At 73.1% G+C, this 26,858-nt stretch carries 23 protein-coding genes and 2 pseudogenes; 10 read left to right on the forward strand and 15 right to left on the reverse strand.

The features are described from left to right. The first annotated feature begins 112 nt into the window (after positions 1–112). Both mptB and QF034_RS38585 read left to right on the forward strand, forming a co-directional pair. Entirely contained in the window at positions 113–1,507 is a 1,395-nt protein-coding gene (gene mptB / locus QF034_RS38580; protein WP_307179300.1) for a polyprenol phosphomannose-dependent alpha 1,6 mannosyltransferase MptB, read from the forward strand. Beyond that, a complete protein-coding gene (locus QF034_RS38585) occupies positions 1,504–2,886 on the forward strand; it encodes a glycosyltransferase 87 family protein (RefSeq protein ID WP_307179301.1) in 1,383 nt (460 codons plus the stop codon). Before mptB ends, QF034_RS38585 begins: the two co-directional genes overlap by 4 nt. 59 nt (positions 2,887–2,945) lie before the next feature. Here QF034_RS38585 and QF034_RS38590 read toward each other — a convergent pair. After that, positions 2,946–3,779: pseudogene (locus QF034_RS38590) on the reverse strand (D-alanyl-D-alanine carboxypeptidase family protein); the annotation flags it as partial. Positions 3,780–3,999: 220 nt separating this feature from the next. On the opposite strand from QF034_RS38590, the gene QF034_RS38595 reads away from it, so the two are divergent. Further along, the gene (locus tag QF034_RS38595; RefSeq protein WP_307179302.1) at positions 4,000–6,135 is read left to right on the forward strand and encodes an FG-GAP repeat domain-containing protein; all 2,136 of its coding nucleotides are present in this window, start codon (positions 4,000–4,002) and stop codon (positions 6,133–6,135) included. A gap of 69 nt (positions 6,136–6,204) precedes the next feature. Here QF034_RS38595 and rho read toward each other — a convergent pair whose 3' ends face one another. From rho to QF034_RS38610, 3 genes are all read right to left on the reverse strand, one after another. Then, on the reverse strand, positions 6,205–7,353 hold the full coding sequence (gene rho, locus QF034_RS38600; protein WP_307179303.1) for a transcription termination factor Rho: 1,149 nt from the start codon (positions 7,351–7,353) through the stop codon (positions 6,205–6,207). A 250-nt stretch (positions 7,354–7,603) separates the two neighbouring features. Continuing rightward, positions 7,604–8,431 (reverse strand): class I SAM-dependent methyltransferase, encoded by an 828-nt coding sequence (locus tag QF034_RS38605; protein ID WP_307179304.1) that lies wholly within the window; start codon positions 8,429–8,431, stop codon positions 7,604–7,606. 79 nt (positions 8,432–8,510) lie between these two features. Continuing rightward, the gene (locus tag QF034_RS38610; protein WP_307179305.1) at positions 8,511–8,909 is read right to left on the reverse strand and encodes a nuclear transport factor 2 family protein; all 399 of its coding nucleotides are present in this window, start codon (positions 8,907–8,909) and stop codon (positions 8,511–8,513) included. Positions 8,910–8,978: 69 nt separating this feature from the next. Between QF034_RS38610 and QF034_RS38615 the strand changes: the two genes are divergently transcribed. Further along, positions 8,979–9,542 (forward strand): PadR family transcriptional regulator, encoded by a 564-nt coding sequence (locus tag QF034_RS38615; protein WP_307179306.1) that lies wholly within the window; start codon positions 8,979–8,981, stop codon positions 9,540–9,542. A 4-nt stretch (positions 9,543–9,546) separates the two neighbouring features. After that, positions 9,547–10,272, forward strand: coding sequence for a class I SAM-dependent methyltransferase (locus QF034_RS38620; protein ID WP_307179307.1), 726 nt, complete (start codon positions 9,547–9,549; stop codon positions 10,270–10,272). Here the strand turns inward: QF034_RS38620 and QF034_RS38625 are convergent, their stop codons facing one another. The 8 genes and pseudogenes from QF034_RS38625 to QF034_RS38660 all read right to left on the reverse strand — a co-directional run bounded on the left by QF034_RS38625 (position 10,273) and on the right by QF034_RS38660 (position 17,347). After that, entirely contained in the window at positions 10,273–11,094 is an 822-nt protein-coding gene (locus QF034_RS38625; protein ID WP_307179308.1) for an alpha/beta fold hydrolase, read from the reverse strand. A gap of 149 nt (positions 11,095–11,243) precedes the next feature. Further along, positions 11,244–12,037: pseudogene (locus QF034_RS38630) on the reverse strand (GntR family transcriptional regulator). A gap of 130 nt (positions 12,038–12,167) precedes the next feature. Beyond that, complete coding sequence (locus QF034_RS38635) at positions 12,168–13,334, reverse strand: serine hydrolase domain-containing protein (RefSeq protein WP_307179309.1); 1,167 nt, start codon at positions 13,332–13,334, stop codon at positions 12,168–12,170. Between the two features lie 134 nt (positions 13,335–13,468). Then, positions 13,469–14,437, reverse strand: a complete 969-nt coding sequence (locus QF034_RS38640) for an acetylxylan esterase (protein ID WP_307179310.1) — start codon at positions 14,435–14,437, stop codon at positions 13,469–13,471. Between the two features lie 122 nt (positions 14,438–14,559). Then, positions 14,560–15,144 (reverse strand): Rv1733c family protein, encoded by a 585-nt coding sequence (locus tag QF034_RS38645; protein WP_307179311.1) that lies wholly within the window; start codon positions 15,142–15,144, stop codon positions 14,560–14,562. 325 nt (positions 15,145–15,469) lie between these two features. After that, positions 15,470–16,225, reverse strand: coding sequence for a ferredoxin reductase (locus tag QF034_RS38650; RefSeq protein WP_307179312.1), 756 nt, complete (start codon positions 16,223–16,225; stop codon positions 15,470–15,472). Then, a complete protein-coding gene (locus QF034_RS38655; RefSeq protein WP_307179313.1) occupies positions 16,218–16,823 on the reverse strand; it encodes a sulfite oxidase-like oxidoreductase in 606 nt (201 codons plus the stop codon). The genes QF034_RS38650 and QF034_RS38655 overlap by 8 nt, the downstream gene beginning before the upstream one ends. Before the next feature lie 59 nt (positions 16,824–16,882). Continuing rightward, positions 16,883–17,347, reverse strand: coding sequence for a MarR family winged helix-turn-helix transcriptional regulator (locus QF034_RS38660; RefSeq protein ID WP_307179314.1), 465 nt, complete (start codon positions 17,345–17,347; stop codon positions 16,883–16,885). Between the two features lie 285 nt (positions 17,348–17,632). On the opposite strand from QF034_RS38660, the gene QF034_RS38665 reads away from it, so the two are divergent. Next, positions 17,633–18,427, forward strand: a complete 795-nt coding sequence (locus QF034_RS38665) for a putative protein N(5)-glutamine methyltransferase (RefSeq protein WP_307179315.1) — start codon at positions 17,633–17,635, stop codon at positions 18,425–18,427. 36 nt (positions 18,428–18,463) lie between these two features. Here the strand turns inward: QF034_RS38665 and QF034_RS38670 are convergent, their stop codons facing one another. After that, complete coding sequence (locus tag QF034_RS38670) at positions 18,464–20,542, reverse strand: SpoIIE family protein phosphatase (protein WP_307179316.1); 2,079 nt, start codon at positions 20,540–20,542, stop codon at positions 18,464–18,466. Between the two features lie 252 nt (positions 20,543–20,794). Between QF034_RS38670 and QF034_RS38675 the strand changes: the two genes are divergently transcribed. The 3 genes from QF034_RS38675 to QF034_RS38685 all read left to right on the forward strand — a co-directional run bounded on the left by QF034_RS38675 (position 20,795) and on the right by QF034_RS38685 (position 23,937). Beyond that, on the forward strand, positions 20,795–21,163 hold the full coding sequence (locus QF034_RS38675; protein WP_307179317.1) for a hypothetical protein: 369 nt from the start codon (positions 20,795–20,797) through the stop codon (positions 21,161–21,163). A gap of 169 nt (positions 21,164–21,332) precedes the next feature. Beyond that, positions 21,333–23,348: an NADPH-dependent 2,4-dienoyl-CoA reductase gene (locus tag QF034_RS38680; protein WP_307179318.1), complete on the forward strand. Its 2,016-nt coding sequence runs from the start codon at positions 21,333–21,335 to the stop codon at positions 23,346–23,348. 28 nt (positions 23,349–23,376) lie between these two features. Continuing rightward, positions 23,377–23,937 carry a PadR family transcriptional regulator gene (locus QF034_RS38685; protein WP_307179319.1) on the forward strand — a complete coding sequence of 187 codons (561 nt, stop codon included), beginning with the start codon at positions 23,377–23,379 and terminating at the stop codon, positions 23,935–23,937. 96 nt (positions 23,938–24,033) lie between these two features. Here the strand turns inward: QF034_RS38685 and QF034_RS38690 are convergent, their stop codons facing one another. Next, positions 24,034–24,576, reverse strand: a complete 543-nt coding sequence (locus QF034_RS38690; RefSeq protein ID WP_307179320.1) for a hypothetical protein — start codon at positions 24,574–24,576, stop codon at positions 24,034–24,036. Positions 24,577–24,746: 170 nt separating this feature from the next. Continuing rightward, on the reverse strand, positions 24,747–25,757 hold the full coding sequence (locus tag QF034_RS38695) for a fibronectin type III domain-containing protein (RefSeq protein ID WP_370880915.1): 1,011 nt from the start codon (positions 25,755–25,757) through the stop codon (positions 24,747–24,749). 375 nt (positions 25,758–26,132) lie between these two features. Here QF034_RS38695 and QF034_RS38700 point away from each other — a divergent pair, with 375 nt between their 5' ends. Next, a complete protein-coding gene (locus tag QF034_RS38700; RefSeq protein ID WP_307179322.1) occupies positions 26,133–26,846 on the forward strand; it encodes a glycoside hydrolase family 75 protein in 714 nt (237 codons plus the stop codon). The last annotated feature ends 12 nt before the right edge of the window (positions 26,847–26,858 follow it).

The raw sequence follows: 26,858 nt of genomic DNA on the forward strand, positions 1-26,858 counted from the left end.
GTCCCCACCGCCCCGCACCCGATCACCGGCCGGACACACTTCGGCTTCCCGCCGGAGCACTCCACGTCGCTTTCGAGCCACCCCACGTTGACACGCTGCCCGAGTGTTGGCCATGGCTTTCCCCGTCGATCTCCGCCGCTGCCAGATACTCGGTCTGGCCGGTACCGCCTTCCTCACGGCAGGCGGTGAGACGGCCGGAGCCCTGCCCGTACGCGACCTCCTGCACCCGGCCTCCGCACGCGCCGCCCTCGGCCTGGTGGCGGTGTACTTCGGACTCGTCCTGCTGATCGCGGCCTGGGCACTGCTGGGCCGGCTGGTCCGGGGGCCGCGACCGCCCGCGCCCCGCGCCCTGCTGCTCGTGCTCGCCGTCTGGGCCGCCCCGCTGCTGCTCGCCCCGCCGCTGTTCAGCCGGGACGTGTACAGCTACCTCGCCCAAGGGGCGATGGTCGAGGCGCACATGGACGTCTACGCGCACGGGCCGTCGCAGCTCGGCGGCCCGCTCGCCGGCGAGGTCGCCCCGCTCTGGCGCCACACCGGCGCCCCGTACGGGCCGGTGTTCCTCGCCGTCGCGGCGGCCTTGTCGGCGCTGACGCGCGGTGAACTGCCCGCCGGACTGTTCGGGATGCGGCTCGTCGCGCTCGCCGGCGTGGCCCTGATGGCCGCCGCGCTGCCCCGCCTCGCCCGCCACAGCGGCGCCGACCCGGCCGCCGCGCTGTGGCTGGGCGCCCTCAACCCGCTCGTCCTGCTGCATCTGGTCGCGGGCGCGCACAACGACGCCGTCATGCTGGGCCTGCTCGGCGCCGGCCTGGTGGCGGCGCTCGGCCGGTGGCCGTTCCTCGGCGCGGTCCTCGTCACGCTCGCCGCGCTGGTCAAGGCGCCCGCCGCGCTGGGTCTCGCCGCTGTCGTCGTCCTTCAAGTCCGTGCGGGCCGCAGTACGCCGAAGGCCCTCGTCACGACCACCGTCGCGGCCGCGGGGACGACCGTCGCGGCCACGGCCGCGGCGGGCACCGGATACGGCTGGATCGGTGCCCTGAACACCCCCGTCTCGCCCCAGAACTGGGCCCTGACCACCCTCCTCGGCCGCGCCACCCGCGCCCTGTTGGAACACCTCGGCAGCGATCTCGCGCCCCTGGCGATCCCCGCCTGGCACGCGCTGGGCGTCGTGGCGGCCGGGGCCGCGATCGTCCTGATATGGCTCCGGCTACGGCCACGACCGCTGTACGCGCTGGGTCTGAGCCTGGCGGCGGTCGCCGCGCTCGGCCCGGCGATCCGCCCCTGGTACGCCCTGTGGGGCCTGTTCCTCATCGCCGCCGCCGCGCCCAGCACCTCCGTACGCCACCGCATGGCGGCCGTGACCGGCGTGCTCGCGCTCTGCGTCCTGCCCGGCGGCGGTCCGGCCGACACCGGGCAACTCGTGCTGGCCGTCTCCGGCGGCGCCCTCGCGGTCGTCGTGCTGTGGCAGGCCCACCAGGCCGAGCTGGCACCGGCGCTGGGACACACGGCATGACCCCGGGCCTGCCGCGCTCCGACCGCGGACGACTGCTGCTCCTGCTCGCGCTCGCCACGGTGGTGACGGTCTTCACGGCGACCGTGCCCCTGCTGCGCGACTGGTTCGACCTGCGCGTCTACTACGGAACCATCGACAGCTGGGTCCACCACGGCGGCCGGATCTACGACTACCGGGTCCCCGGCACGGTGTACGGCTTCACCTACCCGCCGTTCGCCGCCGTCGTCATGCTGCCGATGGCCCTGCTGGACCTGCGCACCGCGATCGCCGCCGCCCTGCTGCTCAATGCGGCGGCCCTGGCACTGATCCTGCGGCTGCTCGCCGGCCCGGCCTGGCGGCGCCACGGCTGGTACGGCTGGGCCCTGACCGCCTGCGTCCTCGCGCTGTTCGAGCCGCTCCGCGACACCTTCAGCTTCGGCCAGGTGAATCTCCTGCTGCTGGCGCTCGTGCTCACCGACGCGGCGCTGCTCGCCACCGGGCGCACCCGCTGGGCCGGCATCGGCATCGGGCTGGCGGCCGCGATCAAGCTCACGCCGGCGTTGTTCATCGGTCTGCTGCTGGTGGCCAGAAGGTGGTGTGCGGCGGCGGTCGCCACGGCCGTCGCCCTCGGTGCCACGGCCCTCGCGGCGTGGGTGGACCCCGGCGCCTCACGCTTCTACTGGACCGAGGCGCTGTGGGACACCAACCGGGTGGGCCGCCTCGGCTACGTCTCGAACCAGTCGGTGCAGGGCATCCTGGCCCGCCTGGGCGAAGCGGACCGGGCCGTGTGGGCGGCGGCGGTCCTGCTGGTCCTCGGCGTGTGGGTGCTGCGGGCCCACCGGGCGGTCGCCGCGGGGGACTGGACGGCGGCGTTCGCCCTGACCGGTCTCGCCGCCTGTCTCGTCAGCCCGGTCACCTGGGTGCACCATCTCGTGTGGCTGCTGCCGTCCTTCGCCGTGCTGATCCGCACCGGGCACGCCCGGATCGCAGGCGCCCTGTACGCGGCGCTGTGCACCAGCGTGGTGTGGCTGTGGTTCGACGACGCGTCCGGCGTCGACGGCTTCCTGGGCAGCAACACCTACGCCTGGATCACCCTGGGCCTGCTGCTGTGGCTGCCGGCCGGTCAGCGGTCTCCGGAACGGCGGACCGGCAGCCGCAGCACCAGCACCACGGCCGCCGCGCCCAGTCCGGCGGCACCCGCGATCAGCCCCGCTTTCCTCCAGCCGGAGCCGGCCTCCTCCGGCACGGCGGCCGCCACGGCGGGCGTAGTCGCCGCGGCCGGTCGCGCGGCAGGCTTCGACGCCTCCAGCGAACCCACCGGCTCGACCCGGCTGCCCGCCTCGAAACCCCAGTCGAGCAGTGAGCGGGCCTCCTCGTACACCGCGGAGCCGCCCTCCTGAGGGTTCATCACCGTCACGACGAGGGTGCGGCCGTCGCGTCGCGCCGCCGCGACGAGCGTGTTGCCCGCCTTGCTGGTGTAGCCGTTCTTGATGCCGATCAGTCCCGGGTACGGCTTCACACCGCCGGCGCCGCTCAGCAGCCGGTTGGTGTTGCGGATCGGGTACGACCAGCGTCCGCCGCCCGGGAACCTGGCCTCGGCGGTGGCGCAGTACCGGGCGAAGTCGGGGTTGCGCAGCCCGACCCGGCCGAAGACCGCCAGATCGAACGCCGAGGACACCTGGCCCGGCGCGTCGTAGCCGTCCGGGGAGACCACGTGGGTGTCGCGGGCGCCGAGGGACCGGGCCTTGGCCTGCATGCGCTGAGCCGTGACGCGCCAGCCGCCGTTGAGTTCGGCCAGGACATGGACGGCGTCGTTGCCGGAGTTGAGGAAGACGCCCCGCCACAGGTCGGCGACCCGGTAGGTACGGCCCTCGGTGACCCCGACCATGCTGCTGCCGGCCCCGATGCCCCGGAGTTCCTCCGCGCGGACCGTGTGCCGGGTGCCGGCCGGCAGCGTGGGCAGCAGGGTGAGGGCGAACAGGGTCTTCAGGGTGCTGGCCGGGGGCAGCCTGCGGTGCGCGTTGTGGGCGGCGAGCACGTCGCCGGTGCGGGCGTCGGCCACCAGCCAGGACAGCGCGGAGGGCTTCGGGAGGCGGGGCGCCCCGGCGCGCGGGCGGACCTGAGTGCCCGGACGGTGCAGCAGCGAAGAGTGCGGGGCCGTCCTCGGACCGGCCGGGGGACTGGGCTCCGCCCCGCCGGAACGGGCCGCCGCGGCGGGCATCAGGGCCAGCAGCCCCGCCGCACAGAGCGCACAGGTCGACGCGGCCACCCGGGAAGAGAATCCGTTGATCATATGATCAACGTAGAAACGGATGTCCTCCGTGCCGCGACGACCGGGCCGGATACCACGCGCGAGCACCCGGATGCCGCACGTACGGCGCCGAACACCACCGGGCACGGGGAGCAAATTCCCCCAGGCGGGACGATCTTGTTGATATACGCTGCGTCTGACTTGTTCGAACTGTTTGGCGAATCCGTGTCAACCGATTCGTCCTGCCCGGGGGGGCATTCCCATGACTTCGCAGTCCCGCGCGGTGCTCGGCATCGCGCTCACTCCCGTCTTCGCTCTGGCGGCCGCCGACCCGGCCGCCGCCCACACCACCGACACGGCCGCCGTCACCACCGCCACGGCCGCCGTCGAGACGCGTGCGCCGGGCCCGTGGGGTACCCGCGCCCTGCACGCCCCGGCCCCCAACCCGGGTGACGCCGCGGGCGGGCTGACCGCCCTGGTGTCGGCCGGGGACGGCGCCCTGGTCTCCCTCACCCGCGACGGGCGTTCCACCCGGATCCGGCCCGCCGGCAGCACCCGCTGGCTCACCCCGCAGAACTGGCCGGACGCCGGCCAGTACAGCACCGAGTTGGTCTCGCTCGGCGACGGCTCGGTGCGCCTGGCCTGGCGGGCCAAGCGCGCCGACGACCACGGCAACCACTGGCTGAAGGTCGCCACCCTCACGCCCGGCGCGACCGCCTTCTCCGAGCCCGAATACGTCGCCGCGGTCCCCGAGAAGGGCTATCACCATCTGGCGGCGGCCCCCGACGGCCGGCTGGTCGCCGTGTGGTCGGTCTCCGGTGTCGTGAGGGCCGCCGAGAAGGCCGGTCCGCAGGCCGCGTGGACCGCTCCGGCCGACCTCAACGCGCAGCCGCCGTCCGGCAGCCGCGACATCGCCAACATGGACCTGGCGGTCGCCGAGGACGGCACCGCCCTGCTGGTGTGGCAGTGGCAGGCGAGCAAGGCCGTCGTCGCCCTGGAGAAGGCCCCCGGCGCGTCCGCCTGGACCGCCGTCGAGGGCTTCCCGGTCCCGGACAAGGATCTCGCGCGCCCGAAGGTGTTCGCCGATCCGCAGGGCGGCTTCGACGTCTTCTACGACGACCTCGCGCATCTCATGCACTCCCGCCGACCCGCCGGCGCCATGCAGTGGAGCACCCCGCAGTCCGCCGACAGCCATGGCAGCACGTACAGGATGACGGCGCCCGTCCACCTGCCCAACGGCGACCTCTTCGTGGCCGGCGGGCCCACCACCCCCTGGTACGCGGTGCGTTCTGCGGCCACCGGCCTCTGGCGGTCGTACGCGCAGCGCTTCTCCACTCACCAGAAGGTGCGCAATGTCGCCGCGGCCGCCACCTCCGGCGGCACGGTCACGGTGACGTGGCGGGAGGGCTACTCGTACGAGGAGTACACGATGGCCGCCGTCTTCAAGGGCGGCACCTGGTCCACCCCGCGGCGGCTGAGTGCGAAGAGCGCCCAGTTCGCCGGGCCGCCACAGGTGGCCGCCGACGCGCTCGGCCGGCCCGTCGTGCTGTGGGACGAGTACCTGCGGGGCGAGACGAACAACACCGTCCTGGACGGCGTGTACCAGGCCACCACCACCGGCCGCGCGCTGCCCAAGTGGCGTGACTACACCGACGACGGCAAAGCCGACCTGTTCGGCCGGGGCAGTGCCGGGCTCAAGGTGTACGCGGGTGACGCGACGAAGCTGACCGCGGGGCAGCGCGCGAGCGGCTGGCCGACGGGCACGCTCGTCCTGCCCTTCGGTGACCTCGACGGCGACCGCTGCAACGACGTGTTCGTCCGCTCCCCGAAGGGCGAGGCCCGCGTCCACCCGACGATCTGCGACGGCGGGCTGCCCGACCAGCAGTCGTTCTCCATGAAGGTCTCCTCGGACTGGAGCGCGTACAACGCGGTCGTCTCGCCCGGCGACGTGACGGGCGACGGCAGGGCCGACCTGCTGACCCGGTCCACCTCGACCGGGAAGCTGTACGTGTACGCGAACAACGGCGCGGGCGGCTTCAAGGCCCAAGCGCTCGCCGGGTCCGGCTTCGGCGGCTACAAGAGGCTGATCGCCGCGGGAGACCTGGGCGGCGACGGCAAGAACGACCTGCTGGCCATCGACGCGTCGAACGAGCTGTGGCGGTTCGACGGGACCGGCGCCGGCACCTTCAAGCCGCGCTCGCTGGTCTTCAAGGACTGGGGCACCTCCTACAAGGACGTCGTCGGCGGACTCGACCTGTCCGGCGACGGCCGGGCCGACCTGGTCTCACTCGACAAGGACGGCCGAGCCTGGCTGAACCGGGGCAACGGCAAGGGCGGTTTCGACAACCGGTCCCAGGTCGGCAAGACGACGAACTGGTCGGACATCCGCATCTCCTGACGGCAGAGATCCGGGCGCGGTCCGGGACCGTGGGGCCCCGGAGGCGGGTTCCTCATCTGGCTCGACCAGTCAAGACGCTCCCTGGGGCAGCGTCGGCTGGATGCGCCGCAGGAACGTCGCGTTGTCCGGGGTCTCGCGCATCCGTTCCAGGAGGGTCTCCAGGGCGCCCTGCCCGTCCCGGTTCTGCAGCACACGCCGCAGGCCGTGTACCGCCGCCAACTCGACCGGGGGCAGCAGGAGTTCCTCGCGTCGGGTGCCGGAGGGGATGATGTCGACGGCCGGGAACACGCGCTGGGACGCCGGTTCGCGGCTCAGGCGGAGCTCCATGTTGCCCGTGCTCTTCAGCTCCTCGAAGTAGAAGTCGTCGGCCCGGGAACCGGTCTCCACCAGCGCCGTCGCGAGGATCGTGAGGGAACCGCCCTCCTCGGCCGACCGGGCGGCGCCGAAGAACCGCTTCGGGCCGGTCAGCGCCGACGCGTCGACGCCCCCGGTGAGGATGCGGCCCCCGGAGGCGGCCGCGTTGTTGTGCGCCCGGCACAGCCGGGTGAGGGAGTCGAGGAGGATCACGACGTCCTCACCGGCCTCGACGAGCCGCTTGGCCCGCTCGATCACGAGGTCGGCGAGCGCGATGTGCTGCCGGGCGCTCCGGTCGAAGGTCGAGGCGTACACTTCGCCCCGCACGCTGCGCCGCATGTCGGTGACCTCCTCGGGCCGCTCGTCGAGCAGCAGCATCATCAGCCGGCACTCGGGATGGTTGCCGGTGACGGCGGCGGCGAGCTGCTGGAGGAGGACGGTCTTGCCGGTCTTGGGCGGGGCCACGAGAAGCCCGCGCTGGCCCTTGCCGACCGGTGCGATCAGGTCGACGACCCGGCCGGCCAGTCCGGCGGCCGGGTGTTCGAGACGCAGGCGCTCGTGCGGATGCAGGGGCGTCAGGTCCCGGAAGTGCCGGCGGCCGCGCAGTTCCGCGGGCGTACGGCCGTCGGCCCGTGCGACGTCGCTGAGAGCGTGCCGGTCGCCCAAGGGGCCCTCGACGAGGTCGCCCTTGCGCAGGCCGTGGCGGCGGATCAGGGCGGGGGAGACGGCGGGGTCGGCGGGCGCGGGCAGGCAGTTCGCGCCGCGCAGATGCCCCTTCCCGCTCGTGTCGATGTCGAGGACGCCGAGGGCGGTCCGGGGCTCGGACTGCCGCTGGGCGGGTGGGGTGTCGAGTGTGGTGGTCATGGTGATGTGTCCTTTCACGGACGGCAGGCATGGGACATGCGAAGGGAAAGGGAGAGAGCCGCGAAGGGAGGGCCTGGGGCAGGCCTCCGGCGGCGGGGGAACAGCACCTCGGGTACGACAGAGCCCGACGAGATGCCGGAAATGATGGAGAGAAAGGAAGAACCGCACCGGCGCCCACACAGAGAGGGGCGTGCACGAGTGCTGTTTGCAGGCTACCACCCGTTGGGGCGGTGGGGGAGAGAGATGCGCGTCAGCGGGTGGCCAGCAGCCCGTACAGCAGGGGAATACGCGGCTCGGGCAGCCGCCACCAGCCGGACTCCGTGCGGACCATCCGCGGCCAGCGCGGCCAGGGCAGTTCGTCGCTTTCCCGCAGCCGCCGGACGGTCAGTCCCGCTTCCGTCAACGCGTTGACGACCTCGCCCATTCCATGCATCCACTCGTAACTGTCCGTGGCGCCCTCGACGGCCGGGCCGTCCGTGTACGTGTGGGTCGCGTCCCGGTGCACGGGACCGCCGCCGCCCAGGTAGTCATGGCGCAGGAGCAGTTCGGGGCCCTCGCCCGGAGCGGGTTTCGGCCCGAGCGAGTTGAGCAGGGGATGGAACTCGACGACGTACAACCGGCCGCCGGGACGCAGGAGCCGGCCCACGACCTCCGCCCACCGGTCCAGGTCCGGCAGGTAACACAGGGCGCCCTTGCCGGTGTAGACGACGTCGAACCGCCGCCCCTCCAGGGCCTCGTCGGCGTCGTACACGTTCGCCCGCACGTACGACACGTCCGCGCCGGCCTTCGCGGCGATGCCGGTCGCCGCAGCCACGGACGCCTCGGAGAAGTCGAGGCCGACGGCCCGGGCGCCGCGCCGTGCGAAGGCGATCGTCTCCGTGCCGAGGTGGCACTGGAGGTGCAGCACGTCACGGCCGGCCAGCTCGCCGAGGTCCTCCCACTCCCAGGGCGCGAACCAGCGCTCGGGGTCGGGGTCCTGGTCGAGACCGTAGAACCGGCTGGCGAGATGGACGGGCGTGCGGGCGTCCCAGTTCGCCTGGTTGGCCCGCATCAGCCGGTCGTGATCGACGGACGTCATGGGGACATCCAACCGCCGGCGGGCCGTGAGCGGCGGCAGAACGCGGGAAACGGACCCCGGATGTGTCGTCACGTGTCGCTCACATCGAGCGCGCCCGCGCCTCCTCGGCGATCCGCTCGAACTGCGCGCCCATGGCCGCCGCCAGGGCCTGCGCCGCCGACAACGGGCGCACCATCACGGTCAGTTCATCGATGAGCCCGTTCTCGTCGACGTGGATGAAGTCGCAGCCGTTCAGCTCCCGGTCGCCCACGCGGGCGGTGAAGACCAGGGCGTGGTCCCGGCCGTTCGCGTCGTTGATCTCGCGCACGTAGCGGAAGTCCTCGAAGACACCGCAGACGGCGCGCAGGATCGCCGCCGTGATCGGCTTGCCGGTGTACGGCTTGAACACGACCGGGCTGGTGAAGACGACGTCCGGCGCCAGCAGCGCCTCGGCGGCGTCGAGGTCGAGTGCCTCGACCGCCTCACGGAATGCACGCATCGAACCCGCCTTAGTCAATTAATTGAGTAGGTGCGGAGTAGATTAATCAACGGTTGATACGGTGTCCATATGTCTCTCAAGTACGCCGTGCTGGCCGCTCTCCTGGAGGGCGAGGCCTCGGGCTACGAGCTGTCCAAGGTGTTCGACGTGTCGCTCGCGAACTTCTGGGCCGCGACCCCGCAGCAGCTCTACCGGGAACTGGAGCGGCTCGCGCAGGACGGGTTGATCGAGGCCAGGGTCGTACGCCAGGAACGGCGGCCCGACAAGCGGATGTTCACGCTCACCGAGGCGGGCCGTCAGGACCTGCGCGCCTTCGCCGTCACACCGCCCCGCCGGCCCACCGCCATCCGCGACGAACTCCTCATCAAGATCCAGGCCATGGACGGAGCGGACCCCGAGGCGACCCGCGCGCTGGTCGAGGAGCGCGAGGCGTGGTCGCGCGGCAAGCTCGCCCGCTACGAGCGCGTCCGCGAACGCCTCCTGGCCGGCCGCGGCGAGGAGGAGTACCTGCGGGAGGCCGACCGCATCGGCCCCTACCTCACGCTGATGGGAGGCATCGCCTACGAGGAGGAGAACCTCCGCTGGTGCGCACGCGTCCTTACGATCCTCAAGCAGCGAGCTGTCCTAGGCTGAGCCGATGTTCAGCCCCGAAGGCCCCAGTCTGCGCGAACTCGCCGTTCAGGCGCTGTCGTCCGTCGAACGCGGCTACGACCTCCTCGCGCCGAAGTTCGACCACACCCCCTTCCGGACGCCCGACGCGGTCCTCGGCGCCGTCGAATCGGCCTTGCGGCGGACCGGCCCCTTCGACGCCGGACTCGACCTGTGCTGCGGCACCGGAGCGGGCGTCGGCGTGCTGGCGGGGGTGTGCCGGGAGCGGGTCGTCGGGGTCGACTTCAGTGCGGGGATGCTCGACGTGGCCCGGGAGCGGGTCCGGCCGGCGGGGCCGCCGGTCTCCTTCGTCCGTGCGGACGCCCGTGCCCTGCCCTTCGGGCCCGACTTCGACCTGGTGGTGAGCTTCGGGGCCTTCGGGCACTTCCTGCCCAGCGAGCTGCCCGGACTGTTCGCGCAGGCCCGCTCCGTCCTGCGGCCGGGCGGCTGCTTCGCGTTTCCGCTGGTCGCGCCGCCCCGCCCGGGCTCGCTCGGCTACTGGATGCTGCTCGGCTTCGACGCGGTGATGCGGGTGCGCAACGCGCTGTGGCGGCCTCCGTTCGTCATGTACTACCGCGCGTTCCGCTTCGGGGACGTACGGCGTGAGCTCGCCCGGGCCGGCTTCCGGGTGGACCTCCACGCGCTGCCGGAGTTCGGGCGGCGACGGGACGGCAGCCCGCGGGTGCGGCTGGTCGTCGCCCGGACTCCGGGCTAGTCAGCCGCGCAGGAAGTTCAGCAGATCGTTGTTGAACGCCTGCTCGTAGTCGCCCACCAGGCCGTGCGGGGCGCCCGGGTACACCTTCAGCGTCGCGTCCTTGACGAGCTGGGCGGTCCGGTGGGCCGAGGCGCCGATCGGCACGATCTGGTCGTCGTCGCCGTGCGCGACCAGCGTCGGTACGTCGATCCGCCGCAGGTCCTCCGTGAAGTCGGTCTCCGAGAACTGCGCGACGCAGTCGTAGGCGCCCTTCAGCCCGGCCTGCATGCTCCACATCCAGAACGCCCGCCGCATGCCCTCCGACACGGCGGCCCCGGGCCGGTTGAAGCCGTAGAAGCTCTCGCTCAGGTCCCAGTAGAACTGCGAGCGGTCCGCCGCCACCGCCGCGCGGATCCCGTCGAAGGCGTCCTTCGGGGTGCCCTCCGGGTTGGCCTCCGTCCGCAGCATCAGCGGCGGCACCGCGCCCAGCAGCACGGCCTTGGCGACCCGCGCGGTCCCGTGCCGCCCGATGTAGCGGGCCACCTCTCCGCCGCCGGTCGAATGGCCCACCAGGACCGCGTCGGTGAGGTCCAGCGCCTCGATCAGCTCGGCCAGGTCGTCGGCGTACCGGTCCATGTGGTTGCCCTGCCACGGCTGACCCGAGCGGCCGTGCCCGCGGCGGTCGTGCGCGATCGCCCGGAACCCGTGCTCGGCCACCAGCCGCGCCTGTCCGTCCCAGGCGTCCGCGTTGAGGGGCCAGCCGTGGCTGAACACCACGGGCTGCCCCTCACCCCAGTCCTTGTAGTAGATCTCGGTTCCGTCGGACGTGGTGAACGTGCTCATGAAGCATCCTCTCGGTGCGGCATCGGGGTGTGATGTCGAGCTTCTTCTCGATGATCTCCGTGATCCCGGGTTCGCGCCGTCGGTGCCGGCAGGAGACGGGCCCCCCGCGGGGGCGTACCCGGCCCGGGTCCTGAGCGACCCCGGCCGCTTCACGCGCCACTCGGCGCCGGCGTCCGGCCCGGCAGGGTGAACTCGTAGACCAGGGCGTCCCGTTGGGCGTCCACCACCAAGTCGGTCATCTCCAGCGGGCGCGCATACTGATCGTGCACGTGGCGCGTGACCCGTACCGACGGTGTGCCCGCCAGGCGGGTGATGGCGTCGCGGTGGTGCAGGGTCAGACCGGCCCGCCGCATCCAGTCGTAGGCCCGCCGCAGATGCGCGGTGGCGGTGCCGTCGGCGCGGTCGCGGATGGGGGCACCTCCCACGCCGTTCAGGCAGTGGGGGAGGGCCAGCTCCGCCACTTCGGCGAGCGCCACGGCGGAGAAGGACGTCACGGCGGTACGCAGCCCGCGTCCGTCGGCCGTCGCGCACCGGTAGCGGTGGATCAGGGTCGGCCGGCCCGGGGCCAGTCCCAGGGCCTCCGCGTGGTCCTGCGGGGGCGGCTCCCAGGTCACGGTGGCGCGGGCGACCGTGCCCGGGGCCGTGGCCCGGGCGCCGACCGGGAAGGTGAGCGAGGCCGGGGTCTCGACCGGCAGGCCGGGCAGGGTGGCGTGGCTGCCGCGCCGGTCGGTGGCGACGAGACCGTCGCGGCGCAGCAGTTCCAGCGCCTGCCGTACGGTTTCCCGGCTGACCCCGAAGTGCCCGGCCAGCCGCCGCTCGCCGGGCAGTCGTTCGCCGGGCGGCACGGTGCCGTCGCGCAGTTCGCCGAGCAACTCCATGGCGATCCGCCGGTACAGGGGCTCTCCTTCGGTCGGCGGGTGGTCGTGCGGGTGGTGCGGGCCATGCCGCGCCTCCTGTTGGTGACGTTCGGTAGCCGCGCGGGCTCGGTGCGCCACCAGGTCTAGCATTGGTCTAAACCAGCTGGGAAGGGCGGCCGGGCGGTTCGGCCGAAACCGGACCGCCCGCACCGGCCGTCACAGAGCGCTGTACACGGCGTCGACCAGCGCCATCTTGCGCGGGTCGTTGGCGATATGAGGCCCCATACGGTTCATCACGTATCCCAGCGACACGTCCGCCTCCGGGTCGGCGAGCCCGCAGGAGCCGCCGAAGCCGTCATGACCGAAAGCGCGCGGGTTGGGCCCGTAGGAGCCGTCGGATCCGCTGAGCCACAGGCCGAGCCCCGCCTCGGTCTCGCCCGCGAACCCGGCACCGATCACCAGATCCCGGCAGCTGCCCTGTCCCTCCCGCACCCGCTCGGCGGCCTCGGGGGACAGGATGCGCTTGCCGCCGTACGTGCCGCGCCCCGCGAAGACGCCGTACAGGTCGGCGACCGCACGCGCGGTGCCGTGCCCGTTCGCCGCCGGTATCTCGGCGGCCCGCCACCCGGGCGTGAGGGCCCCGGCGGCGGACACCGCGGGGTTGGTCAGCGCGGCGATCGCCGCGGGCGCCAACTGGGCGAAGACGGCGGCCTGTTCACTGCTCGGCGCGACCGGCGGCTGGACCAGTTCGGCCGCCCGCCCGTAGTCCTTCTCCGGCAGGCCGATGCGGAAGTCGATGCCGAGCGGACCGGTCACCTCCCGCTCCAGGAAGGCCCCCGGCAGCAGCCCCGACACCCGCCGGACGACCTCACCGACCAGATGGCCGTAGGTCAGCGCGTGATAGCCGGACGTGGTTCCCGGCTCCCACCAGGGCTGCGTCGCCGCGAGCCGCTGGGTGGTGAGCTCCCAGTCGCAGAGCTGCTCCGGGGAGTGCGGTTCGCGCAGCCCGGCCAGGCCGGCGCGGTGGGACAGCAGGTGCCGTACGAGGACCTTCTCCTTGCCCGCCGCGGCGAACTCCGGCCAGTACGCGGCCACCGGCGCGTCGAGATCCAGCAGCCCCCGGTCGGCCAGGATGTGCGCGCACAGCGCCACCGGCCCCTTGGTCGTGGACCACACGTTGACCAGCGTGTCCTGTTCCCACGGCCGGGTGTGTGCCGCGTCGGACCAACCGCCCCACAGGTCCACCACCGTCTCGCCGCCGACGGTGACGGCCACCGCGGCCCCCACCTCGCCCCGCTCCCGGAAGTTCTCCTCGAACGCCCTGCGCACCGCCGTGAAACGCACGTCGCAGTGACCGCGCACCTGTGCCTGGTGCTCTGACATGGGCCCCTCCACCACCTCGCCGGGCCGGGCCGCCGAGGTGCGGCCCGGGCGCGAAGAACGTACCGACTGGTCGGACTCGGTGGAAGCCCGCCGCCGCCGGAACGGCCGGGATCAGTCGCCGGCCGGCGGCGGGATCAGATGTACGAGCGCATCCAGCGCAGCTTGGCCTCCTCCTGGAAGGGACCGCCGCCCTCGTGGTCGTTGAAGTCGTACACCTCGATCGTCTTGTCCTCGTGGTTCCAGGCGTTGAAGGCCGCGAAGACGGTCGAGGGCGGGCAGGTCTGGTCTTCGAGGGCGGCCGAGAAGAGCGCGGGGGCCCGGCCACGGGCGGCGAAGTGGACGCCGTCGAAGTAGGAGAGCGTGCGCAGGGCCTGCTCGCTACGGCCGCGGTGCGTCTTGAGGTACAGGCCGATCTCCCGGTACGGGTGGCGGTCCGTGAGCGTCGCCGCGCGCGGGTAGTCGCACAGGAACGGCACGTCCGGCGCTATGCCCGCCAGGTCCGGGAGCAGGCCGCCCACCGCGATCGTGATGCCGCCGCCCTGGCTGCCGCCGACGGCGACCGTGCGCGCCGGGTCGGTGAGCGGGTGCGAGCGGGCCGCCTCCACGGCACGCACGGCGTCCGTGAACACCCGGCGGTAGTAGTAGTTCTCCGGGGCGTCGATACCGCGCGTCATGAAACCGGGGTACGCGGGCGCGCCGCCCACCGGGTCCGCCGTGCCGCCGCCCCCGCCCCAGGCGCTGCCCTGCCCGCGGGTGTCCATCACGAAGTGCGCCCGGCCCGTGGACGCCCACAGCAGATGCTCGTGCGGCAGCCCGCGTCCGCCGCCGTAGCCGATGAACTCCACGACCAGCGGCAGCGGGCCGTCCGCCCCCGCCGGCAGCGTCAGCCAGCCCTTGACCGGATGGCCGCCGAACCCGGCGAACGTCACGTCGAACACCTGCACAGTGGACAGCCCCGTGTCGACCGGTTCGAAGCGGGCGTCCAGGTCGTGCTCACGCGCCTCCTGGAGCGTCTTGGACCAGAACGCGTCGAAGTCCTCGGGCTCGGTGGACGCGCTGCGGTACTCGCGGAGTTCGTCGACAGGAAGGTCGAACTGGGCCATGTAGGACCGCCTTGGGTGAGGAACGGCTGCGGAGACAGTGCGGATGATCACACTACGTGTGGGCTCCGAGGACTCGCCAGGCCTTTTGCCGCAGCCCGTTCACCTGCCGTGCGTCGGCCGCGTCAGACGCCGCGATGCGTCCACTCCGGCTCCGTACGGGCCCACTCCCGCTCCCACTCGGCCAGCCGGCGGCGCAGCGCGACCCGGCGTACGGCGGAGTGGCCGAGGAGCACCACGAGCACCACACCGCCCGCGGCGCACGTGCCCATGGTGAGGGTGTGCTGCCAGATCGCCGTGCCGTCCATCGGCGGGGTCACACTCCGACCCCGGGAGTCGAACCACACGTCCACGGCCTCACCCGGCCGGGTGCCGCCGGGGACCCGTGCCGTCGCGGTGCGCGTGCCCTGGCCCGGCTCGGTCCAGCGCACGGTGGCCCGGTACGCGTGCCGCCCGTCGGCCTGCACCGACGGCAGCGAGTCGCCCCGCTCGCCGACGACCTCGGCACGGACACGGTGACGCTCGGCCTGTTGCTCCGCCGCGACCGACCGCGCCTCGTCGTGGGCCCACCAGGCGGCGGTCGCCCCCGCCAGGGGCGCTCCCACCAGTATCAGGACGGCGACCACCAGCAGCGTCCACGCCTCGACGACATCCGACCGGCGCCGCAGCGGACTGCGCCGCCAACGCCAGCCGCGCACCCGGGTTCGCATGTCGACCTCCTCGCCGTCACCGCGGCCGGAGGGCCGGACCGGCCGTGCGGTGGCGGTGCCGCCGCTCCCTCCACGTCACGTCGCATGTGCGAGTGCCCACACGGGTCGGGTACCCCCTCCGACACACATCGATCGCTCGGCACGGCCCGGGTCGCCGCATGCCGGAGCCCTTCGGCCGGAGTGCCCGGGCCCGCCGCGGTGAAACACCGGGGCGCGCCCCTGTGGCGCGTCACACGCCACGCGGGTGACACCGCCGGGGAGGGGCTGCTGACACCACCGGGGGAAGGGCCTGTCGGGGCCACCGGGGGAGGAGCCGCCGTCCAGCTCAGCCGAACCGTTCGATCCGGATACGGTCCACCGGCTGACCGGCCGTCACGAGCAGCCGGGAGGCGTGCTCGGCGAAGGAGTTGGAGCCGCACACATAGGCCTCCCACCCACCGGAAGGCTGCTCGGCCAGGAACGGCGCCACATGTGCGGCCGCCATACGTCCCACCGCCACACCCTCCGGCGCGCTCCGCGTGAACACGGGCGTCGTCTCGGGTCCGAACTCCCGGGCGTAGATGAGCTCCTCGGGGCTGCGCGCGGACACCAGCAGGCGCAGCGGCACGGCCAGGTTCCGCGCCCGGTGGTGCCGGACCATCGACATCAGCGGTACGACGCCGGAGCCGGCGCCGATCAGCAGCGCGGGCCGGTCACCCGGCCAGGCGAAGAAGCCGCTGACCGGGCCCCGCACCTCGACCTGGTCGCCGGGCCGGGCGACGGTGTGGAACCAGCCCGAGACCTCGCCGCCCTCGACGTGGTCCAGGGTCAGTTCGACGTGCCCGGAGTCGTCGGGCGCGGACGCGATCGAGTAGTGGCGCTGTGCCGCGTAGCCGTCCTCGGCGGTCAGCCGCAGCAGCAGGTGCTGGCCGGGCAGGTGACCCCGCCAGCCGGGCACGGCGAACCGGTAGGTGGCGGCGCGCGCGGTCTCGCGGCGGATCCCGGTGAGCGTCGCGGTCTGCCACACGGAGGCGGCCTGCTCGTTCACGGCGATGCGCCCGGGCACCGCGAAGCGCGTGGGAGGCACGAACGTCTCAGTCACCGGAGTACCTCTGCTCCTCCCAGGGGTTGCCCCGCTCGTGATAGCCGTTCCGCTCCCAGAAACCCGGCTCGTCGTGGTCGAGGACCCGCAGGCCGGCTATCCACTTGGCGCTCTTCCAGAAGTACAGGTGCGGCACCAGCAGCCGCGCCGGGCCGCCGTGCTCCGGGGCGAGCGGCCTGCCGTCGTACTCCCACGCGATCCAGGCGCGCCCGCCGGTCAGGTCGGCGAGCGGGAGGTTCGTGGTGTAGCCGGTGTGCGAGTAGGCGACGGCATGGGTCGCCGACCCTTGGGGCCGGACCACATCCCAGAACGCGTCCAGGGACACCCCCGCGAAGCGCACCCCGAACTTCGACCAGCTCGTCACACAGTGGATGGCGCCCTCGTACGCCGACGGCGGCAGCCGGTGCGCCTCCTCCCAGTCCCAGGTGCGCGGCTCGTCCACCAGACCGTCGATACGGAACGTCCAGTCGGCGGGTGCGAGGTCGGGCGTGACCTCCGCGGACAGCACGGGCCAGTCGTCGCCCGCGTCGTACTGGCCGGGCGGCAGACCGGGTTCGGCCACGCGTGGGCGCCCGGTGAAGCCTCGGGTGATGTGCATGCGGTGTGCCTCCGGGCCGGCCGACGGTGCCCCACCGGACCGGCGTACTCAGTAGTTGCCTAATCAACCGTACGTGCGGCGCGCCCCTGGTCGTGCCGGCCGGGACCAGGGCCCGCGTTGTAGCGCACGAGGTAGCCGGCGAATCGCTCCAGGTCCTCGGCCGGCCAGTCCGCCAGCCGCTCGCGGAAGGCCGCCCGGCGGCTCTCGGTGACCTGGGCCAGGATGCGCCGGCCGGCCTCCGTCAGATGCAGCACCAGGACACGCTGGTCCTCCGTGTCAGGGCGGCGTTCGATCAGACCGGCGCGTTCCAGCGCGGCCACCTGACGGCTGACCGTGGACTTGTCCAGGGCGTAGTGGGCGGCCAGGTCCGTGGCACGGCACCCGCCGCTCTCCTCCAGGTGTCCGAGCAGCGTGTACGACACCAGCGACAGCTCCGGGTGCATCCGCCCCGCCGCGGCACGGGCACGGCGGGCGAAGACCGTCATCTCCCGCTGGATCGTCTCCACGGCATCGGCAGGCTTCATCGGACCTCCCTCACCACGTCGTCCTCCGGTCTTCCATGACTTCTTCCATGGTTGCATAACCCAACCACCCGCCGACGGGGCGGCGGATCAGGTGCCGTACCGGCCGGCCGGGCCGTCGGGTAGTGTTGCCGTCCGGCTGTGGACGGACCCCAGCCGTCGGAAACCGAGGAGGTGAGACCCATTACCGCTGTGTCAGCCCGGGTGCTCTCTCCTCGATGTCGCGCGGATCGCCGGCCGTAGGCGACCGCAGGAGCGCCCTTCGCATCTCGAAAGGCTCCTGGCTCCATGCCCTCCGTGTCTCCCGTCCCGCCGTCCTCCCGTGACTCCGTCGTCGTCGCCCTGCGCGCCGCGGGCTGCGTCTTCGCCGAGGACGAGGCCGAGTTGATCCTCACCACCGCCCGCACCCCGGCCGAAGCCGCCGCCATGGTCGAACGCCGCGTCGCGGGCCTGCCCCTCGAACTCGTCGTCGGCTGGGCCGAGTTCCGGGGCCTGCGCATCACCGTCGACCCGGGCGTCTTCGTGCCGCGTCGCCGCACCGAGTTCCTGGTCGAACAGGCCCTGGCCCGGGCGCCCGGCGCCGGTGTCGTCGTGGACCTGTGCTGCGGCTCGGGCGCCGTCGGCGCGGCGCTGGCCGCCGGACTCGGCCGCGTCGAACTGCACGCCGCCGACCTCGACCCCGCCGCCGTGCGCTGCGCCCGCGGCAACGTCGCCGCCGCCGGCGGCCACGTCCACCAGGGCGACCTGTTCGAGGCGCTGCCCGCCGACCTGCGGGGCCGCGTCGGCATCCTCGCGGCCAACGTGCCGTACGTCCCGAGCGGCGAGATCGGCCTGCTGCCGCCGGAGGCCCGCGCCCACGAGCCGCTGGTCGCCCTCGACGGCGGCGCGGACGGCCTCGACGTCCTGCGCCGGGTCGCGGCCGAGGCGCCCCGCTGGCTCGCCCCCGGCGGCTGCGTCCTGGTGGAGACGAGCCGCCACCAGGCACCGGCCGCGCTCGACGCCTTCGAACGCGGCGGCCTGACGGCGCACCTGGCCGTCTCGGAGGAGCTGTACGCCCAAGTGGTGATCGGCGTCGCACCGTAGCGACCGCGCGGGCAGGCGAACGCCGGTGCGCCCCCGTCACTCCGGTGTCGTCGCCCGCGCGATGAGCAGTGCCACGTCGTCGAAGTTGTCCGGCTCGTGCAGGGTGCGCAGCAGCAGGTCGCAGACCTCCTCCAGCGGACGGTCGGGCCCGTCGAGCAGGGACAGCAGCGTGTCGAGACGGTCGTCGAGCGAGTCGCGCCGGGTCTCGACGAGGCCGTCGGTGTAGAACACCAGCCGGTCGCCCGGCTCGAGGTCGACGGTCGTCGTGGCGAAGGCGACACCGCCGACCCCGAGCGGCACCCCGGTCGGCAGGTCGAGCAGTTCGGGAGGCCGCCCGGCCCGCAGGCGCACCGGCGGCAGATGCCCGGCGTTGGCGATCCGGCACTGCCGCAGGTGCGGATCGTGGACGGCGTAGACGCAGGTGGCGATGGCCTGTTCCAGCCCTGCGGTGATCTTGTCGAGGTGTTCCAGGAGCCGGGCGGGATCGAGGTCGAGGGAGGCCAGCGTGTTGGTCGCCGTCCGCAGCCGCCCCATGGCCGCCGCCGCGGGGATGCCGCTGCCCATCACATCGCCCACGACGAGCGCGGTCTTGCCGCCCTCCAGGCCGATCACGTCGAACCAGTCGCCGCCCACCTCGCTCGTGGCCCCGGCCGGCTGGTAGCGGGAGGCGACCTCCAGCCCGCCCGTCACGGGCGGATGGCTGGGCAGCAGACTGCGCTGGAGCGTGAGCGCGGTCTCGCGGGCGCTCTGGTACCAGCGGGCGTTGTCGATCTGCACCGCGGCCCGCGCGGCCAGCTCGCGGGCCAGCAGCAGGTCGTCCTCGGTGAACGGCAGCGGATTGCGCGTGCGCTTGAGGTCCAGGGCGCCCAGCACCTCGCCGCGCGCGATCAGCGGCACCGCCAGATACGAGTGCACCCCGGCCCGGCCCAGCAGCCCGGCCGCTTCCGGGGACCGGGCGATGCGCGGCAGGTCGTCGTCCGTGACCTCCGGAAGCATCACCGGACTGCCCGTGCGCACGCACTGGGTGACGAGCCGGTCGGACGCGTACGCGGCGACCTGCCCGGGCGGGTCGGCCGCCTCCAGCGCCTCGGCGGAGTCGTAGCCCTGCACCGCCAGCGCGCGGATGACGGCCGCCTCGGCCGGGCCGAGGCTGGTGCGCCGGCCCTGCACCACCGCGTCCAGCAGGTCCACGGCCGCGATGTCGGCGAGTTCCGGCACGGCCACGTCGGCGAGCTCGCGGGCCGTGCGGTCCAGGTCCAGCGTGGTGCCGATGCGGCCGGAGGCGTCGGCGATCACGGCCAGGCGGCGCCGCGCGGCCTCGGCCTCGATGCCCGCGCGGTACTGCTCGGTGACGTCCACGACCGACAGGGCCACGCCCAGCACGGTCCCGAAGGCGTTCTCCAGCCGGTACAGCGAGATCGACCAGGCGTGGTCCTGGTGCGGGTCGGCCGGGGTGCGGCCGATCGTGGACTGGTCGACGACCGGCTGCCCGGTGTCCAGCACCCGGCGCGCCGCGGCCTCCAGGGCGTCGACGTCCATCAGCGGCACCACCTCGCGGACCGTCCGGCCCAGGTGCTCCTCGGCCGGCACGCCGTTCAGCTCCTCCAGCGCCGGGTTGACCGAGACGTACCGCAGGCCGGTGTCCAGCACGGCCAGCCCGATCGGGGATTGGGCGATCATCCGCGTGGACAGCGCCACCTCGCGCTCCAGCCGGTGCACGGTCGACTGGTCGGCGCACAGACCGAGCGCGTAGACGTCCCCCTGGTCGTCCAGCAGCCGCATGTTGCGGAACTCCACGAGCCGTGTGGTGCCGTCCTTGCGGCGGACGGGGAAGGCCCCGGCCCAGCTCTGTCCCGTCCCCATGACGTCCGCGAACAGCTTGACCACGAGGTCGATGTGCTGCTCGTGGACCATGATCCGGGCGGCGTACTCCCCGAGCGCCTCCCGCGCCTCGTACCCGAACAGTTCCTCGGCCTGCGGGCTCCACAGCACGATGCGGCCCTCGGCGTCCAGGACCACCGAGGCCACGCGCAGGACGTCGAGCAGCCCGCTCGGCCGCACCGGCGCGCGCGCCGGCTCGTCGCCCTCGGCCAGGGGAGACCCGGCTGCACTCATCCCACGCCCCGCCTTCGCCGATCTCGGATCTCGCGGCACGCCGTCACGGTGCCGACACCCCATGTTCTACCGCTGTTCTACCGCGCGGAGCCGTCGATCCGAGGCCCCTTCCGTCACCTTCCACCATCTCCCAACACGGAGCCGCCCGCTCCGCAGACCCGTCATCACGCCAGGTGCGCCGCCGGTAGTGCTCGGCAGAAGGTGGTGCTTTGCTGGGGTAGGGGCGGATACGCCACGAGAGGAGCGACCACGATGGACGAGGAGCGACCGCACCCCCACTCCGTCTCGGTGGAGATCAGCGGGTGCAGCAAGCAGGACGCCCGGATCGTGTTCGACACGCTGTGCTCCTGCTTCGAGTCCGACCGGTGCGCCGACGACGTACCCGAGGATCTGCACGCGACCCGCCCGACCGTGTGGCTCGGCACGTTCGACGTCGCCGACACGCACGAGGGGGCCCGACCGGCCCGGCTGTCGTCCTCCGTCGACGCCGACCTGCACGGTGGTTACTGGGCGATCGAGCAGTTCCGCATGAGGCTGGACTCGCTGTTCGACGTGCGGGACCTCAGCACGGTCTCCGGCGACCAGGAGACGGAACTGCACGTGCGCCTCGAAAGCCGGTGACCGCCCTTCACCCTTCCGGCAGGCCGAGGACGGCCTGCCGGTAGACGCGTGCGCCCTGGAGCCCCTGGTCATCGGCCCACTGTGCCCTCCATCACCTTGTGCAACTAGTTGCATAAACCGTCCGCGGTCCTCTACAACTACAGACACGACACCGCGCACGGAGGGCCCGATGAGCCGTTACCCGCACCTGCTGACCCCCCTCGACCTGGGCTTCACGACCCTGCCCAACCGGGTCCTCATGGGCTCCATGCACGTCGGTCTGGAGGAGGCCGAGGGCGGTTTCGCCCGCATGGCCGCCTTCTACGCCGCCCGTGCCCGCGGCGGAGTGGGCCTGATCGTCACCGGCGGCATCGCACCCAACGACGAGGGACGCCCCTACCAGGGCGGCGCGAAGCTCACCACCGAGGCGGAGGCCGAGCAGCACCGGGTCATCACCGACGCCGTGCACCGCGAGGGCGGGCGGATCGCGATGCAGATCCTGCACTTCGGCCGGTACGCCTACCACCGGGACCTGGTCGCGCCCAGCCCGCTGCAGGCCCCGATCAGCCCCCACCCGCCCCGCGAACTCACCGACGCCGACATCGAGCGGACCATCGACGACTACGCGCGCGCCGCCCGCCTGGCCCGGCACGCGGGCTACGACGGCGTCGAGATCATGGGCTCCGAGGGCTACCTCATCAACGAGTTCATCGCACGGCAGACCAACCAGCGCACCGACCGCTGGGGCGGCTCGTACGAGAACCGCACGCGCTTCCCCCTGGAGATCGTGCGCCGGGTGCGCGAGGCGGTCGGCGAGGACTTCATCGTCGTCTACCGGCTGTCCATGCTCGACCTCGTCCCGGGCGGCTCCACGCTCGACGAGGTGATCACCCTCGCCAAGGCCGTCGAGGCCGCCGGCGCCACCATCATCAACACGGGCATCGGCTGGCACGAGGCCCGCATCCCCACCATCGCCACCTCCGTGCCGCGCGGCGCCTACACCTGGGTGACCAAGCGGCTGATGGGCGAGGTGTCCGTCCCGCTCGTCACCACCAACCGCATCAACACCCCCGAACTCGCCGAGGAGCTGCTCGCCGAGGGCGCGGCCGACATGGTGTCGATGGCCCGCCCGATGCTCGCCGACCCGGACTTCGTCATCAAGGCCGCCGCCGGCCGGCCCGAGGCGATCAACACCTGCATCGGCTGCAACCAGGCCTGCCTCGACCACACCTTCAGCGGCCTCATCACCTCCTGCCTGGTCAACCCGCGCGCCTGCCACGAGACCGAACTGGTGCTCTCGCCGACCCGGCTGCGCAAGCGCGTCGCGGTCGTCGGCGCCGGACCGGCGGGACTGGCGTGCGCGGTCTCCACCGCCGAACGCGGGCACGAGGTGACGCTGTTCGACGCGGCGAGCGAGATCGGCGGCCAGCTCAACGTCGCCCGTAAGGTCCCCGGCAAGCAGGAATTCGACGAGACACTCCGCTACTTCCGCACCCAGCTCGACTGGCACGGCGTCGACATCCGGCTGAACACCCCCGTCACGGCCGGCGACCTCGACGACTTCGACGAGGTCGTCGTCGCCACCGGCGTCACCCCGCGCACCCCCGACATCCCCGGCGTCGACCACCCGAGCGTCCTCGGCTACCTCGACGTCCTGCGCGAGGGCGCCCCCGTCGGCGACCGGGTCGCGATCCTCGGCGCGGGCGGCATCGGCTTCGACGTCGCCGAGTACCTCACGGACAGCGGCGACAAGGCGCACGAGGACCCGCAGACGTACTTCCGCCAGTGGGGCGTCGACCTGGACTACCGCGCCCCCGGCGGCCTCGCCGCGCCCGAGCGGCCCGCCCCGCCGCGCACCGTCCACCTGCTCCAGCGCAAGACCTCCAAGGTCGGCGCCGGCCTCGGCAAGACCACCGGCTGGATCCACCGCACCGAACTCAAGCACCGCGGCGTCACCATGGTCCCGGGCGTGCGCTACGACCGGATCGACGACGCCGGACTGCACATCACCGTCGGTGAGGAGAGCACGCTCCTGGAGGTCGACACGATCGTGCTGTGCACGGGCCAGGAGCCGCGCCGCGGACTGTACGAGGAACTGATCGCGGCCGGGCGCAGCGCCCACCTCATCGGCGGCGCCGACGTGGCCGCGGAACTGGACGCCAAGCGCGCCATCAAGCAGGGCACCGAGTTGGCGGCCGCCCTGTAGTGCGGATACGCGTCCCTAGGATGAGGCCATGTCACTCCCGCACGCGATCCTCACCGCCCTGCTCGAGAAGCCGTCGTCCGGGCTGGAGCTGACCCGCCGGTTCGACCGGTCGATCGGGTACTTCTGGTCCGCGACGCACCAGCAGATCTATCGCGAGCTGGGAAAGCTGGAGGCCGACGGCCTGATCCGGGCCCTGCCCGCCGAGCAGCCGACGCGCGGGCAGAAGAAGAGCTACGAGGTCCTGCCGGCGGGCCGTGCCGAACTGGTCCGCTGGACGGCCGCCTCGCAGGACCCCAAGCCGCACCGCGACGCGCTGCTGCTGCGGCTGAGGGCGGCGGCCGTGGTCGGCACCGCGGGCCTGGAGGCCGACCTGCGGCGCCACCTCGAGCTGCACGAACGGCAGCTGGCGGAATATCAGGAGATCGACAGGCGCGACTTCCCGCCCGGGCGGGACGGTGCCGAGGACCGGCTGCGGCATCTGGTGCTCCAGGCCGGCATCGACCTGGAGACGTTCTGGACGCAGTGGCTCAGGCGCGCGTTGGCGGACGTCGCCGCTCTCCCGGACGACGAGCCGGCCCGCCCGGCCTGACCGGCGTGCGGCGACGGGCCGCCGGCCCGACCGGGATGTGGCGGCGGCCCGCCCGACCGGAGCGCTTCGGCAGGTCGGGCCGCCGTTCGTACCGGATCAGAGCCGGTACGGCCTGTTGCGGCGGCGCAGGTACCAGGCCGTCGCGAGGAGGCCGGTGCCGACCAGCGTGCCGCCCGCCACGAGTGTGACGGTGCCGTAGTCCCTGGCAGCCCCGCCGGCCCCGCCCATGACACCGCGGGACGGCGATGCCGACGGGGACGGCGACCTCGTGCGGGAGGGAGCGGGGGAGACGACGACCGACTGCGTGCCGGCGGTGGTGCCGTCCGAGCAGATGACGATGACGGTGAACGTCCCCGCGGAGACGTTCGACCAGGCGGCGGACTGACTGGTCGACGTCCCCGACAGGGTCACCTGGCGGCCCTGGGCGAAACTGCCCTGACTGCTGGTGAGAAGCGAGGCGGTGCCCCAGCTGCCGTTGATCTGGGTGCACGCGCTGGTCGTGACCGACACCGTGGAACCCGTGGTGCTCACGGAGATGCCGGGGCCGGCGGCAGCGGGCACCGCGGCCAGGGAGAGGGGCAGCGCGGCAGCGGCTGCCACGGTCAGGCCGGAGCGGAGAAGCGGCGATGAGTTGCGCATGTGGACTGCCCTCCGGCGGCACGGTCGGCGGTACATCCCTTGCGCCGCCGAGGGTCGGGGAACGCCCGTGCTGCCTCAGGGTCAGCCAAGGCGCCCCCGGCCCCGGCCGCACGCCGGGCGCCCCCATGCAGGTGACGGGTTCCCGCGGCCGGACCATGCCGGGGAGCGCGTCAGGGCCCCGGACCCGTCGTCACCGTCCGCTCCGTCGAGAACCCTCCCCAGGTGCCGTCCGGCAGCACCGCACGGACCCGGACCCGGTGACGGACACCGGCGTCCCGTCCCACGTAGAAGCTGTACGCGGCCCGGTCGCGCGGCGCGTCCCCGCCGTACACCAGAGAGGTGGCGGGCCGGCCGTCCAGATGGATCTGGTACTCGGCGACCTCGCCGTCCACGCGCGGCGGCACCCAGCTCAGGTCGATGTAGTACGCCCCGTCCGCGCGGTGGCTTCTCGCCCGGAAGCCGGTGGGGGCCGTCGCGCGGCCGTCGTCCGTGCCTGGCGTGGTGACGCGGACGGCGGGAGCGGCGGGGGAGACGTTCCCGGCCGCGTCCCTGGCCCGGACGGTGAACGAGTAGGCCGTGCCGGGCCGCAGCCCCGTGACCACGGCGGCCGTCTGAGACCCGCTCACGCTGTGGATCTTCGCGTCCCCCTGGTGGATGTCGTACGACGCCACGCCCCGTTCGTCCGTCGAGGCGGACCAGGACAGCTGGACTGCCCGGTCGCCGACCGCCCGGCCGTGCGGCGCTGACGGGCGGGTGGGCGCGGAGCGGTCGTCCGCGACGGCCGCGGGTGTCCTCGCCCGGACCTCCCGGCTGCGAGGTCCCGGCCGACCCTCGGCATCCCGGGCCCGCACGGTGAAGACATACAGGGTGGAGGGCCGAAGCTTGGTGACGTCCACCATGTGCTTCGAACCCGGCACTTCCCTGACCTTCGTGGTGCCGCGATACACCTCGTAGGCCTCGGCCCGGGCGGTCGTGTTCCACATGATGTGCACGCTCGTCGCCGTGCCCGCTGTCGCGGTGACGCCTGTCGGCGCGCCGGGCGGAGAGCCGCCGTCCCCTTGGCCCGTGCCGGTCCGTCCGCAGGAGGCGACCGGGACGAGGGCCGCGCACAGCGCGAGGCGAAGGAGGTGGGAGGGGCGGAAGGAAAGGCCTCGCACGACACTGCCTCCCGGGGCCGGCATACGGGAATGGTCCGGACCAATATGGCGCGGCTGGCGTGGTCACATCAAGAGGGGCGGGTCGGGGAGCTCTCTGTGGGGGCGTCACCTCCCGCCGTTCGTGACCACCCGGGAGAGTTACGTATGCTGAAGTCCTCACGGCCGAACTCCTGGCGGACACCAGGGAGTTCGGGCCCGTCGCGCGGACCGCTGTCGTCGCAGATCCCGCGCCGGCGCGGGTGGCCGGGCCGGCCCGAGTCCTTACAGGGACTCAGGCCCCCGGCCCCTGTCGGAGGTTGGGGCCATGCACCGTCCGGCCCCCCAGCGGTGGCCAGGTGATCGCCTCGGGGCCAGATTGGCTGAGTGCCCGTCAGGTTTCCTCCGAGAGGCTTCACTATCGTGCGTGTCCAGTCGCTCACCCTGGCCGCGGCCAGCGCCGCTCTGCTCGCCCCGACGACACCCTCCGTCGTTCCGCCCCGGCCGGTGGCGTGGCGCGAGCCCCCCGTCCGCGCCGCCGACCTGCTGGCCAAGGTGCGGGACTGCGCCCCGGTCTCCCGCGGCCGGTACCGCAGCGACAGCGGCGCTCCCGCGGACATCCCGGTCTGCGACACCCGGGACGCCGTGTTCTGGAAGGCCGACATGGACATCGACTGCGACGGCCGCCCCGGACCCCGCTGCAACCGCCGCACGGACCCCCACTTCTCCGGCAGCACCGCCTACGTACAGTCCGACGGCCGCCCCCTGAGCGCCGAACGCCTCCCCTTCGTCGTCGTGCCCGCCCCGAGCCGCATCTGGGACCACCGGGAGTACGGCGTGGGCGGCGGTTCCGTCGTGGCCGTCGTCCACCGCGACCGCGTGCAGTACGCGGTCGTCGGGGACAAGGGCCCGCAGAACATCATCGGAGAGGCGTCCTACGCGACCGCCAAGGCCCTCGGTATTCGCGCCGACCCGCACGGCGGCGGCGCGCCGTCCGGCGTCACCTACATCGTCTTCAAGAACGCCCGCGTGTCGCCCATCGAGGACCAGGCGGCGACCGAGGCGACGGGGGAGCGGCTGGCGAGGCGGTTCATCGGCCTTGAGCAATTGACGGAGCGTCAGGGAAAACGCGAGTAAACCGCCGGGCAC

It is taken from the genome of Streptomyces africanus (assembly GCF_030816955.1).
GTDB lineage: Bacteria > Actinomycetota > Actinomycetes > Streptomycetales > Streptomycetaceae > Streptomyces > Streptomyces africanus.